This window comes from Streptomyces sp. QH1-20 (assembly GCF_041283565.1).
GTDB lineage: Bacteria > Actinomycetota > Actinomycetes > Streptomycetales > Streptomycetaceae > Streptomyces > Streptomyces syringius.
Genome location: NZ_CP166299.1, coordinates 2,107,280 through 2,123,261, shown reverse-complemented (window position 1 = coordinate 2,123,261; position 15,982 = coordinate 2,107,280). Strand labels below are relative to the sequence as shown.

General features: G+C 68.4%; 14 protein-coding genes. 12 read left to right on the top strand and 2 right to left on the bottom strand.

Features of this window, described 5'->3' with window-relative positions:
- Positions 1–128: 128 nt before the first annotated feature.
- From AB8O64_RS09445 to AB8O64_RS09395, 11 genes are all read left to right on the top strand, one after another.
- Complete coding sequence (locus AB8O64_RS09445) at positions 129–1,553, top strand: aspartate aminotransferase family protein (protein WP_370418744.1); 1,425 nt, start codon at positions 129–131, stop codon at positions 1,551–1,553.
- Positions 1,550–2,977 (top strand): lysine N(6)-hydroxylase/L-ornithine N(5)-oxygenase family protein, encoded by a 1,428-nt coding sequence (locus AB8O64_RS09440; RefSeq protein ID WP_370418743.1) that lies wholly within the window; start codon positions 1,550–1,552, stop codon positions 2,975–2,977. Before AB8O64_RS09445 ends, AB8O64_RS09440 begins: the two co-directional genes overlap by 4 nt.
- A 211-nt stretch (positions 2,978–3,188) precedes the next feature.
- The gene (locus AB8O64_RS09435; RefSeq protein ID WP_370418742.1) at positions 3,189–3,803 is read left to right on the top strand and encodes a phosphoribosylanthranilate isomerase; all 615 of its coding nucleotides are present in this window, start codon (positions 3,189–3,191) and stop codon (positions 3,801–3,803) included.
- A 401-nt stretch (positions 3,804–4,204) separates the two neighbouring features.
- Entirely contained in the window at positions 4,205–5,440 is a 1,236-nt protein-coding gene (locus tag AB8O64_RS09430) for a hypothetical protein (protein ID WP_370418741.1), read from the top strand.
- An 89-nt stretch (positions 5,441–5,529) separates the two neighbouring features.
- On the top strand, positions 5,530–6,162 hold the full coding sequence (gene pdxH, locus AB8O64_RS09425) for a pyridoxamine 5'-phosphate oxidase (protein ID WP_370418740.1): 633 nt from the start codon (positions 5,530–5,532) through the stop codon (positions 6,160–6,162).
- Between the two features lie 20 nt (positions 6,163–6,182).
- Entirely contained in the window at positions 6,183–6,875 is a 693-nt protein-coding gene (locus AB8O64_RS09420) for a phenylalanine--tRNA ligase beta subunit-related protein (RefSeq protein WP_356450824.1), read from the top strand.
- Between the two features lie 23 nt (positions 6,876–6,898).
- Positions 6,899–7,600: a YggS family pyridoxal phosphate-dependent enzyme gene (locus tag AB8O64_RS09415; RefSeq protein ID WP_370418739.1), complete on the top strand. Its 702-nt coding sequence runs from the start codon at positions 6,899–6,901 to the stop codon at positions 7,598–7,600.
- A 57-nt stretch (positions 7,601–7,657) separates the two neighbouring features.
- Entirely contained in the window at positions 7,658–9,769 is a 2,112-nt protein-coding gene (locus AB8O64_RS09410) for an NAD(P)-binding protein (protein ID WP_370418738.1), read from the top strand.
- Positions 9,770–9,901: 132 nt separating this feature from the next.
- The gene (trpD, locus tag AB8O64_RS09405) at positions 9,902–10,915 is read left to right on the top strand and encodes an anthranilate phosphoribosyltransferase (RefSeq protein ID WP_370418737.1); all 1,014 of its coding nucleotides are present in this window, start codon (positions 9,902–9,904) and stop codon (positions 10,913–10,915) included.
- A 45-nt stretch (positions 10,916–10,960) separates the two neighbouring features.
- A complete protein-coding gene (trpC, locus tag AB8O64_RS09400) occupies positions 10,961–11,755 on the top strand; it encodes an indole-3-glycerol phosphate synthase TrpC (protein WP_370418736.1) in 795 nt (264 codons plus the stop codon).
- Positions 11,756–11,780: 25 nt separating this feature from the next.
- On the top strand, positions 11,781–12,401 hold the full coding sequence (locus tag AB8O64_RS09395; RefSeq protein ID WP_356450815.1) for a LysE family translocator: 621 nt from the start codon (positions 11,781–11,783) through the stop codon (positions 12,399–12,401).
- Positions 12,402–12,494: 93 nt separating this feature from the next.
- On the opposite strand, the gene AB8O64_RS09390 is transcribed toward AB8O64_RS09395, so the two are convergent.
- Both AB8O64_RS09390 and AB8O64_RS09385 read right to left on the bottom strand, forming a co-directional pair.
- Positions 12,495–13,046 carry a hypothetical protein gene (locus tag AB8O64_RS09390; protein WP_370418735.1) on the bottom strand — a complete coding sequence of 184 codons (552 nt, stop codon included), beginning with the start codon at positions 13,044–13,046 and terminating at the stop codon, positions 12,495–12,497.
- Positions 13,047–13,137: 91 nt separating this feature from the next.
- Positions 13,138–14,943 (bottom strand): bifunctional UDP-sugar hydrolase/5'-nucleotidase, encoded by a 1,806-nt coding sequence (locus AB8O64_RS09385; protein ID WP_370418734.1) that lies wholly within the window; start codon positions 14,941–14,943, stop codon positions 13,138–13,140.
- A gap of 182 nt (positions 14,944–15,125) precedes the next feature.
- Between AB8O64_RS09385 and AB8O64_RS09380 the strand changes: the two genes are divergently transcribed.
- On the top strand, positions 15,126–15,827 hold the full coding sequence (locus AB8O64_RS09380; protein ID WP_370418733.1) for an SIMPL domain-containing protein: 702 nt from the start codon (positions 15,126–15,128) through the stop codon (positions 15,825–15,827).
- Positions 15,828–15,982 lie beyond the last annotated feature (155 nt).

Here is a 15,982-nt window from a genome sequence, read left to right as displayed (position 1 = left end):
GTACCACCATCGGGCGAAACCCCGAGGCCCCATGGTCACCGAGTGTGCGACGCCAGTAACTTGAGGCGATTAGCCCTGCCCGGACCAGCCGGACCATGTGATAACCCGACCCAAAAAGGGGCACACCCATGCCTGCGCCCGGCGCCGACCAGACCCCCGCACCGCTGGCGGGCGGCACCGACGGCCCCCGCGCGCTGCGCCCCCTGCTGGAGACGGTCCTGCACGCCCTCGGCCGAGGCGCCACCGCCCGCGGTGGTCCCTTCCCGCCCGGCGGCCCCGACGCCGTCACCGCCCGGCTGCGCACCGCCGTCGGCCCCGCCCTCCCCGAGCACGGCACCGGCGCCCACGAAGCCCTCCACACCCTCGTACGGGCCCTCGCGGAAGGCTCCGCCGACCCCGCCGACCCGCGCTGCGCCGCCCATCTGCACGGCCCGCCCCTCGCCCTGGCCGCCGCCGCCGACCTCGCCGCCGACGCCCTCAACCCCTCCCTGGACTCCTGGGACCAGGCCCCCGCCGCCTCCGCCCTGGAAATCCTCACCACCCGCGCCCTGGCCACCCTCGTCCACCCCGCCGGCCCGGCCCCCGACGCCCTCGTCACCACCGGCGGCACCGAGTCCAACCAGCTCGCCCTGCTCCTCGCCCGCGAAGCCGCCCGCGCCCGCAGCGCAGCCCCCCTCACCGTCGTCTGCGGCGCCAACGCCCACCACAGCGTCCACCGCGCCGCCTGGCTCCTCGGTCTGCCCGCCCCGCGGACCCTGCCCACCCCCGCGGGCGTCCTCGACCCCGCCGACCTCGCCGCCGACCTCGCCGCCGCCCTCGACGGCCGCCACGGCGCCCCCACCCTCGTCGTCGCCACCGCGGGCACCACCGACACCGGCCGCATCGACCCGCTGCCCAAGCTCGCCGACCTCTGCGACGCCCACGACGTCCCCCTCCACGTCGACGCCGCCTACGGCGGGCCGCTGCTGTTCAGCGACACCCTCCGCCCCGCGCTCGACGGCCTCGACCGCGCCCGGACCGTCACCCTCGACCTCCACAAACTCGGCTGGCAGCCCGTCGCCGCCGGCCTCCTCGCCGTGCCGGACACCACCTGGCTGGCCCCCCTCGCCCACCGGGCCCCCTACCTCAACCCCGCCGACGACATCGAGGCCGGCCACCCCGACCTCCTCGGCCGCTCCCCGCGCACCAGCCGGCGCCCCGACATCCTCAAGATCGCCGTCACCCTCCGCGCCCTCGGCCGCCGCGGCCTGGGCGACCTCGTCGAGCGGGTCTGCGTCACCGCGCAGCTCCTGGCCGACCGCATCGAGGCCCACCCCGCCTTCGAGCTCCACGCCCGCCCCACCCTCAGCACGGTCCTCTTCCGCCCCACCGGCACCGACGACCGCGCCCTCGCCGACATCAGACGCCGCCTCCTGGACCACGGCACCGCCGTCCTCGGCCGCGCCACCACCCCCGAGGGCCTCTGGCTCAAGGCCACGCTCCTCAATCCCCACACCCGCCCCGACGACCTCGACGCCCTGCTCGAACTCGTGGAAGGCCACACGCCCCGATGACCAATCCTCCGCCCCCCGCCACCGCACCCGACCAGCCCTTCGACCTCGCGGGCATCGGCATCGGCCCCTTCAACCTCTCGCTCGCCGCCCTCGCCCAGTCCCTCCCCGACCTCCGCACCGCCTTCTACGACCAGAGCCGCGTCTTCCAATGGCACCCCGGCCTGCTCATCGACGACACCGCCCTCCAGGTGCCCTTCCTCGCCGACCTCGTCACCCTCGCCGACCCCGCCAACCCCTGGACCTTCCTCAACTACCTCAAGGCCCGCGAGCGCCTCTACCCCTTCTACTTCGCCGAGCGCTTCCACATCCAGCGCGCCGAATACGACGCGTACTGCCGCTGGGTCAGCGAATCCCTCCCCGGACTCCACTTCGGCCACCAGATCGACGCCGTCCGCTGGAACCCCGAGCGCGCCCTCTTCGAGATCGACTACACCCGGCTCGACACCGACGGCGAAGCCGAGGCCCTCGGCCGCAGCTACGCCCGCAACCTCGTCCTCGGCGTCGGCACCGCCCCCTACGTCCCCGACCCCCTGCGGCCCCTCGTCGACGCCCCCGCCGTCCCCGTGATCCACTCCGCCGACTACCTCGACCACCGCGAGCGGCTCCTCGCCGCCGACCACATCACCGTGATCGGCGCGGGCCAGTCGGGCGCCGAGGTCTTCCTCGACCTCCTCCGCAACCGCCCCGCCGGCCGCGAGAAGCTCCACTGGCTCGCCCGCAGCCCCTCCTTCGCCCCCATGGAATACAGCAAGCTCGGCCTGGAGCACTTCACCCCCGACTACACCCGCTATTTCCACGCCCTGCCCGAGTCCGTCCGGGACCAGGCCCTGCCCCGCCAGTGGCAGCTCCACCGCGGCGTCGCCGCCGACACCCTCGCCACCATCCACGACGAGCTCTACCGCCGCAGCCTGCACGGCGGCTGGCCCGACACCGTCCTCACCCCCGGCGTCTTCGTCCGCACCGCCGGCCGCGTCGGCACCACCCGCGTCGAGCTCCACCTCGAACACGCCCAGCAGGGCAGCCGCTCCCGCCTCACCACCGACGCCGTCGTCCTCGCCACCGGCTACCGCGAGCGCCGCGTCGACACCCTCCTCGCCTCCCTGGACCCCTATATCCGCCGGGACTCCGCCGACCGCCCCCGCATCGACGAGCACCACCGGCTCGTCCTCGACCCGCACGTCAAGGGCGCCGTCCACGTCCAGAACGCCGAACGCCACACCCACGGCGTCGGCACCGCCGACCTCGGCCTCGCCGCCTGGCGCAGCGCCCTCATCCTCAACTCCATCACCGGGAAGACGGCTTACCCCCTCCCCGAGCGCACCGCCTTCACGACCTTCGGTCTGGAGCCGCGCCCCCAGACCCGGCCGCAGCACAAGACCTCGGAGAACCGGCGCACGATCCCGCGCCAACTGCCCGTCCACTGACGGCCGCCCGGCGCCCCGAGGCACCGGCGCCCCGGGGCGGGCCGCGCCAGGCGGCCCGCCAGGGCCTTTCGGCCACTGGCGGAAGGGGACCGGTCGCGTTTGGATGGGCGGTGGCCGAGGAAGGACAGTGAACTATGAGCATGCTTGACGTGATCCGGGCAAGACGTGACAGCCGCGGCAGCCGTGGCAGGGGAGTCGGGGGGCGTCGCGCGTGAGCTCGCCGCTGTTCATCAAGATCTGCGGGCTGCGCACCGCCGAGGATGTGGACGCCGCGGTCGAGGCCGGAGCCGACGCGATCGGCTTCGTCTTCGCCGACAGCCCGCGCCAGGTGGACGCCGCCACCGCGGCGAAGCTGGCCCGGCGGGTCCCCGAGCACGTACTGACCGTCGGTGTGTTCCGCCGACAGCCCGTGGCGCAGGTGCGGGACCTCGCGCTGGCGAGCGGGGTCCGCTCCGTACAGCTGCACGGCGACGAAGGCCGTGACTACTACGACACCTTGCGGCCGCAGGGGTGGACGCTGATCCGTGCCACCTCCTCCGCAGAGGGGCGGACCCCCCGCTGCGGCGAGCTGGGGGAGGACTGTCTCCTGCTCGACGCCCCCGACCCCGGCGCGGGCCTGCCGTGGAACTGGGCCGACGACCGCTTCACCCCGCCCACCGGACGCTGGCTCCTCGCCGGCGGCCTCGACCCGGAGAACGTGCGGCGGGCCGTGCGCACGATCGCGCCGTGGGGCGTGGACGTCTCCAGCGGAGTGGAAGCCCGCCGAGGCGTCAAGGACCCTGCTCTGATCAGGGAGTTCATCCGAGCGGCCCGCTCGGCGGAATGACCGCGGCCGCTCGGCGGCCTGTCCTGATCCAGTACCAACTCGGCTGTGTGGCTGTAGACTTCGGCCACCGGTATGCGGCCACCATCCGCCTGCCCGCTTACGGGCGAACTCATCCCATCGCGTCTCCTCGGCGCTTCGTACCGTCCCCCTGTCGGCCACTGAAAGCACGTGCGCGCGTTCTCAGCCGATGCGGCAATGCCGCCTCGTATTGCTCCTTATTCGGAATCAGCGCTCCCGGTTCTGAACGGACACATGGATCTTCTTAAAGCCTTGTGTTCCCGGGCCTGACACTGATAAATCTGTATTTCAGCACCCCAAGATCTCAAAACAAGATCATCTATGGCCAGAGATCTTGCGCGACCGGAGAGTGAGGGTACGTGACCACCGCAAACTCCTGTAAATTGACCCACTGTTGGGTCAACGAGATCGACCTCAAAGCGATAGCCGACCAGGTAGGCACCCCGGTCTTTGTCTACAGCGAAGCCCAGATATTAAAGAATGTCGGCCGCATCCAGGATGCCGCCAAGGCCGTCGGACTCGACTCCCGAGTCGAATTGTATGTCCCCTTCTTCCCGAACTCTAATCCACATGTATTGAAGCCGCTCCAGCAGATGGGAGTCGGCCTGCTTCTGCAACTGCCCAGCGAATACCGGATCCTGCGCGAGTACGGATTCGACAAGTTCATCGTCTCCCCCGGCCATGTCTCCGACGAGGAGATCGGCTTCTGGGACCAGGCCGGCTACCCGACCTTCCTCTCCAGCCTCGACGAGGTCGCCTACTCGCTGCGGACCAACGCGCCCACCATCAGCGCCCGCATCGACAGCCTCGACTCCGGCAAGCCCGGCATCAAGTACAGCGAACTGAAGCGCCTCTCCGACCTGCTCGAGCAGTACGACCGCGAACTCGAATGCTTCGAGGTCTACTGCGGCAGCGGCAACTCGCGCGACGAGATGATCAGCGTCATCGAGAAGCAGTTCGAGATCTTCAAGACGCACTTCCCCCACGCGAAGTCCATCAACTTCGCCGGCGGCCACGGCTTCGTCTACGAAGCCTGGGACGAGACCACGAAGCACTTCGACTGGAACGAATACTTCAAGGCGCTCCGCGAAATCGCGGACCGCATGGAGATCCCGGACCACGTCAAGTTCCTCTTCGAGCCCGCCCGGGACGTACTGGCCGACACCGGCGCCCTCCTGCTCGGCGTCAAGCGCAACGTCATCACCAACGCCGTCGGCAGCCTCGTCGTCACCGACGGCTCGCGCATGCTCATGCCGTCCGCACAACTGCGGGACCGCCGCCACAACGTGGTCTTCCTCGACGCGGACCTGAAGGAAATCCCCCTCGCCGACGACGCGGACGGCGTCTCGGCGGCACTCCGCGGCCGCAGCATCCTGCGCCACGACTACATCCTCCCCGGCGAATACCGGGTGCCCGCCGGGGTCGACGCCGACAGCCACCTCGTCATCCTCGACGTCGGCGCCTACTGCGCCACCCAGCACATGGAATTCCTCAACATCCCGCCGGCCGCCGAAGTACTCGTCGACACCACCGGCACGGCACACCTCGTCACCTCCCGCGGCGACGACCTCGACAAATGGCGCAACCTCCTCGCGGAGAAGAAGGAACTCAAGCGCTGAAGCAGACCGGAGCGCCGGGGGAAACCAACACCCCCGGCGCCCGACGCTTCCCTCCTTCACCCGTGAATTCCCCAGCGAGGAGCACCCGCATGCAGTCCCCGACGCCCGACGCCCCGGCGCAGGACATCCCGTCACCGCACGACGCCACCGACCCCTTCACCCTGTTCGGCCAATGGCTCGCGGCAGCCGAAGCCGCCGAAATCAACGACGCCAACGCCATGGCCATCGCCACCGCCGACACCGACGGCCTGCCCGACGTCCGCATGGTGCTGCTCAAGGGCTTCGACGCGGACGGCTTCGTCTTCTACACCAACACCCAGTCGCGAAAGGGCACCGAACTCCGCGACAACATGCAGGCCGCAGGCGTACTGCACTGGAAGTCCCTGCGCCGGCAGGTGCGCTTCCGCGGCCCCGTGGAGCCCACCACCGCCGCCGAGGCCGACGCCTACTTCGCCTCCCGCCGGCGCGACAGCCGCCTCGGCGCCTGGGCCAGCCAGCAGTCCCGCCCCCTGGCCAGCCGCGCCGAACTCGAAGAGGCCGTGGCCCGTGAGGCCACCCGCTTCCCCGACGACGTACCGCGACCGCCCCATTGGTCCGGCTATCGCATCAGGCCGCTGTCCATCGAGTTCTGGTCGGACAGGCCGTTCCGTCTCCATGACCGGCTCGTTTTCACAAGAGACAAGCCCGAAGGCGACTGGAACACCACACGGCTCTACCCGTAAGGCAATCGAGGAAAGTTCACATGTATTTCACGCACGCTGATTCGGTCTGGACCGCTCACCCGAGCCTGCACGCCCTGACGATGGTCATCGACAACGTCCGCGGCATGGAGAGCGACCCGGAGCGGCTCAAGAAACTCACCCCGAAGGTCGAGGAACGACTGGCCTCGGGCACCGAATCCGAGATGCCCGCCATCGCCTCCTGGCGGGACGCCTTCTCAAAAATGGGACTGAAGCCCACCCAGTACCGGTGCGCCTCGGAAGCACTGCTCAGGCGGTACCGCAAGGACCGCAGCATGCCGAGCTTCCACCCCCTCGTGGACTACCTCAACTTCGCCTCGATGGCCTCCGCCATCCCCATCGCCGCATTCGACTGCGCGAAGATCTCGGAAGGCATCACCGTCCGCCACGCCGACGGCACCGAGACCTATGAGACGTTCCAGGGCGACATCGAGAACCCCCTGCCGAACGAGGTCGTATTCGCCGACCCCGAAAACCACGCGCACTCCCGGCGCTGGACCTTCCGGCAAAGCGCCCGATCCGTCGTCTCGGCACAGACCGACCGTGTACTGATCGTGGCCGAGGCCCATCACGACGCCGCTCCGCAGGACCTCGACGCGCTCGAACACGAGCTGAAATCCGGGCTGACCGAAGCCGGCGTCCACATCACCGGCGCCCTGCGGATCAGCACCGTGGAGCGCCGACTGGAATTCTGATTCGTGTGTGAGGAGACCCTCTGATGTCCACACCCGGCAACATATGTCGACCTGACCCGACCGACGGTCTGGAAACGGTCCGGCGTGCCATCGCCGACGCCTGCACCCGGGCCCGGCGCGATATCGCATCGGTGACCCTCGTCGCCGCCTCGAAGACGGTCCCCGCGGACACCATCGAGCAGACCGTCCTGGCCGGTCACACGGTCTACGGCGAGAACCGCGTCCAGGAGGGCAAGGCCAAATGGCCGGACCTCCGGGCGCGGTACCCCGAGGTCGAACTGCATCTGATCGGGCCACTGCAGTCCAACAAGGCCCGTGAAGCGGTGGCGCTGTTCGACGTCATCCACTCCGTCGACCGCCCCGGCCTCTGCGAGGCCCTCGCCAAACAATGCGAGAAGCAGGGCCGCCGCCCCAAGCTGTTCGTCCAGGTCAACACCGGGGCCGAACCGCAAAAGGCGGGCGTCCTGCCCGACGCCGCCGATGACCTGCTGACCACCTGCCGCGAAACCTACGCCCTCGACGTCGTGGGCCTCATGTGCATTCCCCCGGCCGGCGAACCGCCGGAGCCGCACTTCGCCCAACTCGCGAAGATCGCCGCCCGCAACGGACTCGACTGCCTGTCCATGGGCATGAGCACGGACTACGCGTCGGCCATCGAATTCGGCGCCACACACGTACGCGTGGGCAGCGCGATATTCGGCGCACGGGCATACGACACCCGATAACACCGCCCGTCGAAGATCCCTGGCACGACAGCCGCGTACCGCAACGGAGAACCACATATGACCCGCCCCGCCCGCTACGACATCCTTTTCGAACCGTTGAGGATCGGCCCCGTCACCGCCAAGAACCGCTTCTTCCAGGTACCCCACTGCAATGGCATGGGACGTGCCTTTCCCAGTTCGATGGCCGCGATGCGGGGAGTCAAGGCCGAGGGCGGCTGGGGCGTCATCTGCACCGAACAGTGCGATGTGCACTACTCCGGCAACCACCAGCGGGAGCTCCGCCTCTGGGACGAGAAGGACATCCCCTACCTCGCCCGCGCCACGGGCCTCATCCACGACCAAGGGGCCCTGGCGGGGGTCGAGTTGGTGCACAACGGCTCCCACGTCGGCAATCTGGAGAGCCGCGCGATACCCATCGCCCCCAGCCTGCGGCCCACCCGGGGCGTCTTCCCGGCCACCGCCCGCGCCATGGACAAGAACGACATCCGGGCCGCCCGCCGCTGGTACCGCACCGCCGCGATCAACGCCCGACGAGCCGGCTTCGACATCATCTACGTCTACGCCGGCCACGACATGACGCTGCCCATCCACTTCCTCTCCCGCCGCCACAACCACCGCACCGACGAATACGGCGGCAGCCTCGAGAACCGCGCCCGCTTCCTGCGCGAACTGGTCGAGGACGCCAAGGAGGCCGTCGGCGACACCTGCGCGGTCGCCATCCGCTTCGGCGTCGACGGACTCATGGGCGCAGGCGGCGACGAGGACGAGGGCCGCGACGTCGTCGAGATGCTCGCGGAACTCCCCGACCTGTGGGACGTCAACCTCAGCAACTTCGACTACGACGGCAGCACCTCACGCTTCAGCGACGAGGGCTACCAAGAGCAGTACATCAAGTTCGTCAAAAGCGTCACCAGCAAACCCGTCGTCGGCGTCGGCCGCTTCACCTCACCCGACACCATGGTCTCCATGATCAAGGGCGGCACCCTCGACTTCATCGGCGCCGCCCGTCCCTCCATCGCCGACCCCTTCCTGCCCCGCAAGATCGAGGAAGGCCGCTTCGACGACATCCGCGAATGCATCGGCTGCAACATCTGCGTCGCCGGCGACCGGGCCGGGGTGCCCATGCGCTGCACCCAGAACCCCACCATGGGCGAGGAATGGCGCCGCGGCTGGCACCCCGAACACATCCCGCCCAAGGACACCGACGACACCGTCCTCATCATCGGCGCCGGCCCCGCCGGCCTCGAAGCCGCCCGCGCCCTCGGCCAGCGCGGCTACAGCGTCATGCTCGCCGACCGCAGCCGCGAACTCGGCGGCCGCGTCAACCGCGAATGCCGCCTGCCCGGCCTCGGCACCTGGGCCCGCGTACGCGACTGGCGCCTGACCCAGCTCCGCAAGATGCCGGGCGTGCAGCTCCTGCCCGACAACGAGATCACCGGCGACATGGTCCTCGAAGCCGAGTCCTCCCTCATCGCCATCGCCACCGGCGCCACCTGGCGCGCCGACGGCGTGGGCCGCACCCACAGCGACCCCATCACCGGCCTCGGACAGATCCCGGTCTTCACACCGGACGACATCATGGACTCCCGCCTGCCCACCGGCCGTGTCGTCCTCTTCGACGACGACCACTACTACATGGGCGGCGTCATCGCCGAACGCCTCGTCGAGCACGGCTGCGAGGTCACCTTCGTCACGCCCGAGAGCACCGTCTCGGCCTACACCCAGTTCACCGCCGAACAAAAACGCGTCCAACGACGCGTCATGGAGAGGTGCGCGGACGTCCGCACCGCCACCGCACTGCGCCGCACCGAAGCCGGCACGGCCCACCTCTCCTGCGTCTACACCGGCCGGGAAACCACCGTCCCCGCGGACGCCGTCGTGGTCGTCACCGGCTCCATCCCGCGCGACGAGCTCTACACGGACCTCAAGGGCCGCGACGAGAGCACCCTCACCGCCGCCGGCATCCGCCGCGTCGTACGCCTCGGCGACTGCCTCGCCCCCGGCATCATCGCCGCCGCCGTCCACAGCGGCCATCTCTTCGCCCGCACCCTGAACACCGCGCTCACCGACCGGACACCCTTCCGGCGGGAGAACGTCGAACTCGGCTGGGACCAGCCCCTGCCCGCCACGGGCGACGACCCCCTCGCCCCGAGCGGCGTATTCGGCTGAAACACCACGCCCGACCGGCCCACACCATGACAACCGCCGCACACCAACGCCACCATGGCCCCGACGATCGATGACGCCGGGGCAGAGCGCACATCGTGCCGTCGGACCGGGGCCCGCCTCAAGGAGAAGCCCATGGAAGAATTCAAGGCCCTGATCGGCAAGGTAGCGACCGGCGCCACGCTGACACTCGAGGAATCCGCCCGGGCCTTCGACCGGATGATGACGGGCGAAGCCACCGCCTCACAGATGGGCGCCTTCCTGATGGCGCTGCGCATGCGCGGCGAGACCGTCGAGGAGATCACCGGCGCCGTCACCACCATGCGCTCCCAGATGCTCACCGTCGACGCGCCCCCCGGCGCCATCGACCTCCTGGGCACCGGTGGCGACTCCTCCGGTTCCTACAACATCTCCACCTGCGCGGCCTTCATCGTCGCCGGAGCCGGCGTCCCCGTCGCCAAACAGGGCAACCGGGCCCTGTCCTCACGCTGCGGCGCCGCCGACGTCCTCGCCGCCCTCGGCGTCCGCATCCACCTCGCCCCCGACGCCATAGAACGCTGCCTCACCGAAGCCGGAATCGGCTTCATGTTCGCCCCCGACCACCACCCCGCGCTCAAGCACATGAGCCCCACCCGCATCGAACTGGGCACCCGCACCATCTTCAATCTGCTCGGCCCCCTCCTCAACCCGGCCGGCGTACGACGACAGATGGTCGGCGTCTACGCCGCGCACTGGGTCGAACCCATCGCCCAGGTCCTGGGCAAACTCGGCTCCGTACGCGCCTATGTCGTCCACGGCTCCGACGGCCTCGACGAAATCACCACCACCGGCCCCACCACCATCGCCTCCCTCGACCACGGCACGATCCGCACCTTCGAGGTCACCCCCGAGGACATGGGCCTCGCACGCGCCACCCCCGACCTGCTCAAAGGAAGCGACGCACAGGGCAACGCCGAAGCCCTCCGCGGAGTCCTCCAAGGAGAAAAGGGCCCCTACCGCGACATCGCCCTCTTCAACGCGGCCGCCGCACTCGTCGTCTCCGGCCGCGCCGAAGAACTGCCCCACGGCATCGAACTCGCCACCAAGTCGATCGACACCGGAGAAGCCCACCACCGCCTCGACCGACTCATCGCCGTCTCGAACGCCTGAGCACCCCCGCGGAACACGGCCCGAACCCACGAGAGGACCCCCGACATGACCGACATCCTCACCAAGATCGAAAGCTATAAGCGCGAAGAGATCGCCACCGCCAAGCGCACCCGCCCCCAGGCCACCCTCGAAAAGGAAGCCCAGGCCGCCCCCGCCCCCCGCGGCTTCCGCACCGCCATCGAACGCCGCATCGCCCAGGGCGACTACGCACTCATCGCCGAAATCAAAAAAGCGAGCCCCTCGAAGGGACTCATCCGCGCCGACTTCGACCCGCCCGCCCTCGCCACCGCCTACGAAGCCGGCGGAGCGGCCTGCCTCTCCGTACTGACCGACACCCCCTCCTTCCAAGGTGCCCCCGAACACCTCGCCGCCGCCCGCGCCGCCACCGCGCTCCCGGCCCTGCGCAAGGACTTCATGTTCGACCCCTACCAGATCGTCGAAGCCCGCGCCTGGGGCGCCGACTGCGTCCTGATCATCCTCGCCGCCGTCGACGACGCCACCGCCAAGGACCTCGAGGACACCGCCCACGACCTCGGCATGGACGTCATCCTCGAAGTCCACGACGGCACGGAACTCGACCGGGCACTCGAGCTGCGTTCCCGCCTCATCGGCATCAACAACCGCAACCTCAAGACCTTCGAGACGACCCTCACCACCAGCGAGACCCTCGCCCCCCGCGTGCCCGACGGACGGGTGATCATCGGCGAAAGCGGGGTGGCCGGCCCCTCCGACCTCGCCCGCCTCGCTAAGGTCGGCATCTCGACCTTCCTCGTCGGCGAGAGCCTCATGCGCAACGAGGACGTCGAAACGGCGACCCGGGCGCTACTCGCCCAGGGTTGATATCAGCAACAGAGGAGCGCCGCCCATGAGCATCGAATTCTTAGTCACCTCATTCATCGTCACCGCATCCCCCGGCACCGGAGTCCTCTACACCCTGGCCACCGGCCTCTCCAGAGGATTCCGCCCGAGCATCGTGGCGGCGTTCGGATGCACCCTGGGCATCGTCCCCCACATGGCCGCCACCATCATGGGACTGGCAGCACTCCTCCAGGCCAGCGCCCTCGCCTTCCAGATCTTCAAATACCTCGGCGTCGCCTACCTCCTCTACGTCGCCTGGAGCACGCTCCGCGAAAGCGGCACCCTCAAGGTCGAAGAGGAAAACGGCACGGACACCGCCCCCTCCGCCACCAAAGTCACCATCACCGGCGTACTGATCAACATCCTCAACCCGAAGCTGACCATCTTCTTCCTGGCATTCCTGCCCCAGTTCGTCAGCACCGACGAATCCAGCCCCGTCATGCGCATGCTTGAACTGAGCCTTGTCTTCATGCTGATGACCTTCGTGATCTTCGTCGGCTACGGCCTGCTCGCCGCCGCCGTCCGGGACCACGTCATCTCCCGCCCCAAGGTCCTCACCTGGATGCGCCGCACTTTCGCCGGAGCCTTCGTCGCCCTCGGCGCCAAACTCGCCTTCACCAATATCTGACACCCGAACCGCCCGCCCCACACCGAAACGGCCCCACTGACAGAACGTGCGTCAGTGGGGCCTCGGCCTGCCGGTGGGAGCCGCATCCGAAAACTACGACGGTATCTCCCACTTCAGCTGAGCCGGCGCCGACGCAGGACTTCCCGTGTACTTCGTCGTGTACGCGGGCGCCTTCCCGTAGTCATCACCCCCGGCACCCAAATACCAGCCGTTCCCCTCGTTCTTCACCAACTTGGTGCTCGCGTCATACGACCACTTCAGCTCCGGGGGAGCGGCCGCCGGATCCCCCGCGTACTTCACCGTGTACGCCGGCGACTTGGCGGCGGAATCACCACCACTACCGAGATACCAACCGTTCGCCTCATTCTTGACGAGCTTCGTGGCGGGATCGTAGGACCACTTCAGATTGCCCGGCGCCGACGCGGGCTCTCCCGTGTATTTCACCGTGTACGTCGGGGCCTTGGCCGAGGACTTCTCACTACCGCTGTCCAGATACCACCCCGAACCCTCGTGCTTGATGGGTTCCGGGGAGGCGGCGGCATGACCCACACCAGGGGTCAGGACCACCAGAGTCGCAGCAGCTGCGAAGATCACGGACCGCCGGACAGACATACGGCTCAGCCAGAAGCCCGGCGGCGCCGCCACGCGCTCGAAGCACCCACCCCACGCCCGAGGGCGCCGCCGCCCGTGAACACCGCTCCACGCAGCACGAGCGACCCCGCCCCCGCACACCACCTCAGAACACCGGCACACCATCCCGCGTCAGCTTCCAGTCCACCGAAGCGAACCGCGCCACATCGATCGCCCCCTGCGCCTTCACCCACCCGATGATCGTGTTACGAATCTCCTCCGAATTCGCCCACACCTGCTTCGCAGCCGCCACATGCGGGAAGTTACCGCCACCACTCGCCCGGTAATTGTTCACCGCCAGCACGAACTGCGCCGCATCATCCAACGGCTTCCCCTCGAACGACAGATTCACGATCCGCGAACCCGGCGCCTTCGCGATATCGATCTCGTACGACAGGCCACTCACCGCGTCATAGTTGTAATCCGGAATGCTCTCCGCATTCGTCAGCTTCGCCGGGTCCACCGGCGCACCCGCAGCGGTCCGCACGTAATAACGCGCCGAGAACTCCAGATACGCCCGCAACTGCGCACCCGTCAGCACCCGCGCCTCCAGCGTGTTCTCGAACGGATACAACCCCGCCACCTCGCGGATCGTCACCTTCCCCGCCGGCACCGCAGCCGTCCGCGAGAAACACGACGCCTGCGACAACACCGGCAGCGACGCATACGCCGTCCCCGCCAGCGCCGACTTCACCGTCTCCGCCTGCACATGATTGATGAAATCAATGATCGGCGTGTCCTTCACCGGCGCCTCCGCCGCCCCCATCGCAGCCGACGACGTACCGATCACCTGATTCACATACGCCACGACCTTCTCGTGCTCATCACGCAGCAGACCCGTGATCTTCCGGTCCTCGGCCACCGTATTGGAATTCAACACCTTCGCCGACACCGACTCGACCTGCCAGCACCCCTTGCCCCACACCAACTCGAAGTCGAACAACGTCAACCGCTGCCCCCACTTCAACGGCTCCGACAGAACAACCTGCTTCCCCGACTTCTTGTTCGTCACCCGATACTCAGGAATCTCCGTATGCGCATGCCCCACCAGAATCGCATCGATACCCGGCACCTGCTCCGCCACCAAAGCCGCCGCATTCTCGATATGCGGCAACTGATCCCCGTACGACGACGTACCGCTGCTCCCCGAGTGAGCCGACACGATCACCACATCCGCACCCATCGACCGAAGCCTCGGCACCCACTTCGCCGCCTGCTCCTCCAGCCCCGGGAACGTCATCTTCCCCTGCACATTCGCCTTGTCCCAGATCGCGATCCCCGGGTTCGTCAGCCCCAGCACCGCCACCTTCACATCACGACCGTGCGGCGTACACACCCGCTTCATCACATACGGCGCGAACGCCGGACGCAACGTCTTCGCATCCAACGCATTGGCACCCAGCAACGGAAAATCACACTGCTTCTCGAACTTCCGCAGCACCGGAATCCCGTAATTGAACTCATGATTACCGAGCGCCGCCGCGTCATACCCGATCGCATTCATCGCCTGCGCCATCGGATGCACCGGACCACCGACCCGCGTGATCGGATCGACCTTCGCGTAGTAGTACGACAACTGCGTACCCTGAATCGTGTCACCCGCGTCGATCAACAGCGTGTTCCGTCGGCCCTTCTCCTTACGGACCTGCTCCACCAACGTCGAGATCTTCGCCAGACCCACATCATTGTGCGCCTTGTCATCGAACTCGGCATCGGTGAAATAGTCCCAGTTGAAGACATTGCCATGCAGATCCGTGGTCCCCATCACGGTGAACGCGTACCGCTTCTTCCGCCGATCCCGGTGCCCGAAATCCTGAGCCTCCGCCGGCCCGGCAGCCGCAGCCCCCGCCAACGCGACCCCCGCACCCGTCGCGGCGGTACGCCCCAGAAACTTCCTACGGTTGAGCGGCATCTCTTCTCCCCATCAGTGACGGCCGAAACCTCGGCAAACAGCACAACGCGCGTAGATTCTGACCCAGCCCGCCACACCCACGACAGACCCCCAAGGTTGCGATCCGGTGACTCCCCAGTAACCCCGCCACACCACACCCGCCACACCGGTCACCAGCGCCACCCACCTGAGACGCTGACCTCATGACGACACCACCGGCACCCCTCCCGTACGGCACCCCCGAAGCCCCCCGCCTCGCCGTCCGAGGCGAAGCCCGCCTCGAAGTCGACCCCGAAATCGCCCGCCTCGGCATCACTGTCAGCGCCCGCGGCACCGACCGCCGCACCGCACTCGCCGACCTCACCCACCGCAACAACCAAACCCTCGAACTCATCAAGTCCTACGACCAAGCAATCGAACAACTCGAAACCGGCTCCTTCACCATCACCCCCCAACTCACCGACAAAGGCCGCCACGAACGCATCCGCGCCTACCACGGCACCGTCCACCTCACCGCCACCCTGGGCGACTTCACCGCCCTCGGCGAACTCACCACCCGCCTCGCCGACCTCGACCTCACCCGCGTCGACGGCCCCTGGTGGGCCCTCCGACCCGACTCACCCGCCCACCGCGAAGCCCGCCAACAAGCAGTACGGGAAGCCGTACAACGCGCCCGCGAATACGCCGGAGCACTCGGCGCCGAACTCGTCGCCATCGTGGAACTCGCCGACATCGGCGCCGAGAACGCCACCCCCGCCGGCCTCCCGCCCGCCCCCGGCGGAATGATGCGATCAGCCGGCTACGGAGGCGAAGCCCCCGCCCCCGCCCTCGACCTCGAACCCCAGCGCCAATTCGTCTACGCCGAAGTCAACGCCCGGTTTACGATGACCCGCCCCGCCCTCTGACACCCCCGCGCGGGGGACCACCGGGACCACCCGCGACGCTCATCGGAGCACCCCCGCGCACGTTTCACTAATTGTCAACAACCTTTCGCCCAAACGCCGTTGGGCTGTTGCGGACGCCCAATTGTCTACCCGTCGGTAAGTCATAAGCTCGTGCC

Excerpts from the sequence above, each read along its gene's own strand:
- AB8O64_RS09445 (WP_370418744.1), top strand. The coding sequence starts at position 129 with ATGCCTGCGCCCGGCGCCGACCAGACCCCCGCACCGCTGGCGGGCGGC.
- AB8O64_RS09380 (WP_370418733.1), top strand. The coding sequence starts at position 15,126 with ATGACGACACCACCGGCACCCCTCCCGTACGGCACCCCCGAAGCCCCC.
- AB8O64_RS09385 (WP_370418734.1), bottom strand. The coding sequence starts at position 14,943 with ATGCCGCTCAACCGTAGGAAGTTTCTGGGGCGTACCGCCGCGACGGGT.
- AB8O64_RS09420 (WP_356450824.1), top strand. The coding sequence starts at position 6,183 with ATGTATTTCACGCACGCTGATTCGGTCTGGACCGCTCACCCGAGCCTG.
- AB8O64_RS09410 (WP_370418738.1), top strand. The coding sequence starts at position 7,658 with ATGACCCGCCCCGCCCGCTACGACATCCTTTTCGAACCGTTGAGGATC.
- trpD (WP_370418737.1), top strand. The coding sequence starts at position 9,902 with ATGGAAGAATTCAAGGCCCTGATCGGCAAGGTAGCGACCGGCGCCACG.
- AB8O64_RS09440 (WP_370418743.1), top strand. The coding sequence starts at position 1,550 with ATGACCAATCCTCCGCCCCCCGCCACCGCACCCGACCAGCCCTTCGAC.
- AB8O64_RS09415 (WP_370418739.1), top strand. The coding sequence starts at position 6,899 with ATGTCCACACCCGGCAACATATGTCGACCTGACCCGACCGACGGTCTG.
- AB8O64_RS09395 (WP_356450815.1), top strand. The coding sequence starts at position 11,781 with ATGAGCATCGAATTCTTAGTCACCTCATTCATCGTCACCGCATCCCCC.
- trpC (WP_370418736.1), top strand. The coding sequence starts at position 10,961 with ATGACCGACATCCTCACCAAGATCGAAAGCTATAAGCGCGAAGAGATC.
- pdxH (WP_370418740.1), top strand. The coding sequence starts at position 5,530 with ATGCAGTCCCCGACGCCCGACGCCCCGGCGCAGGACATCCCGTCACCG.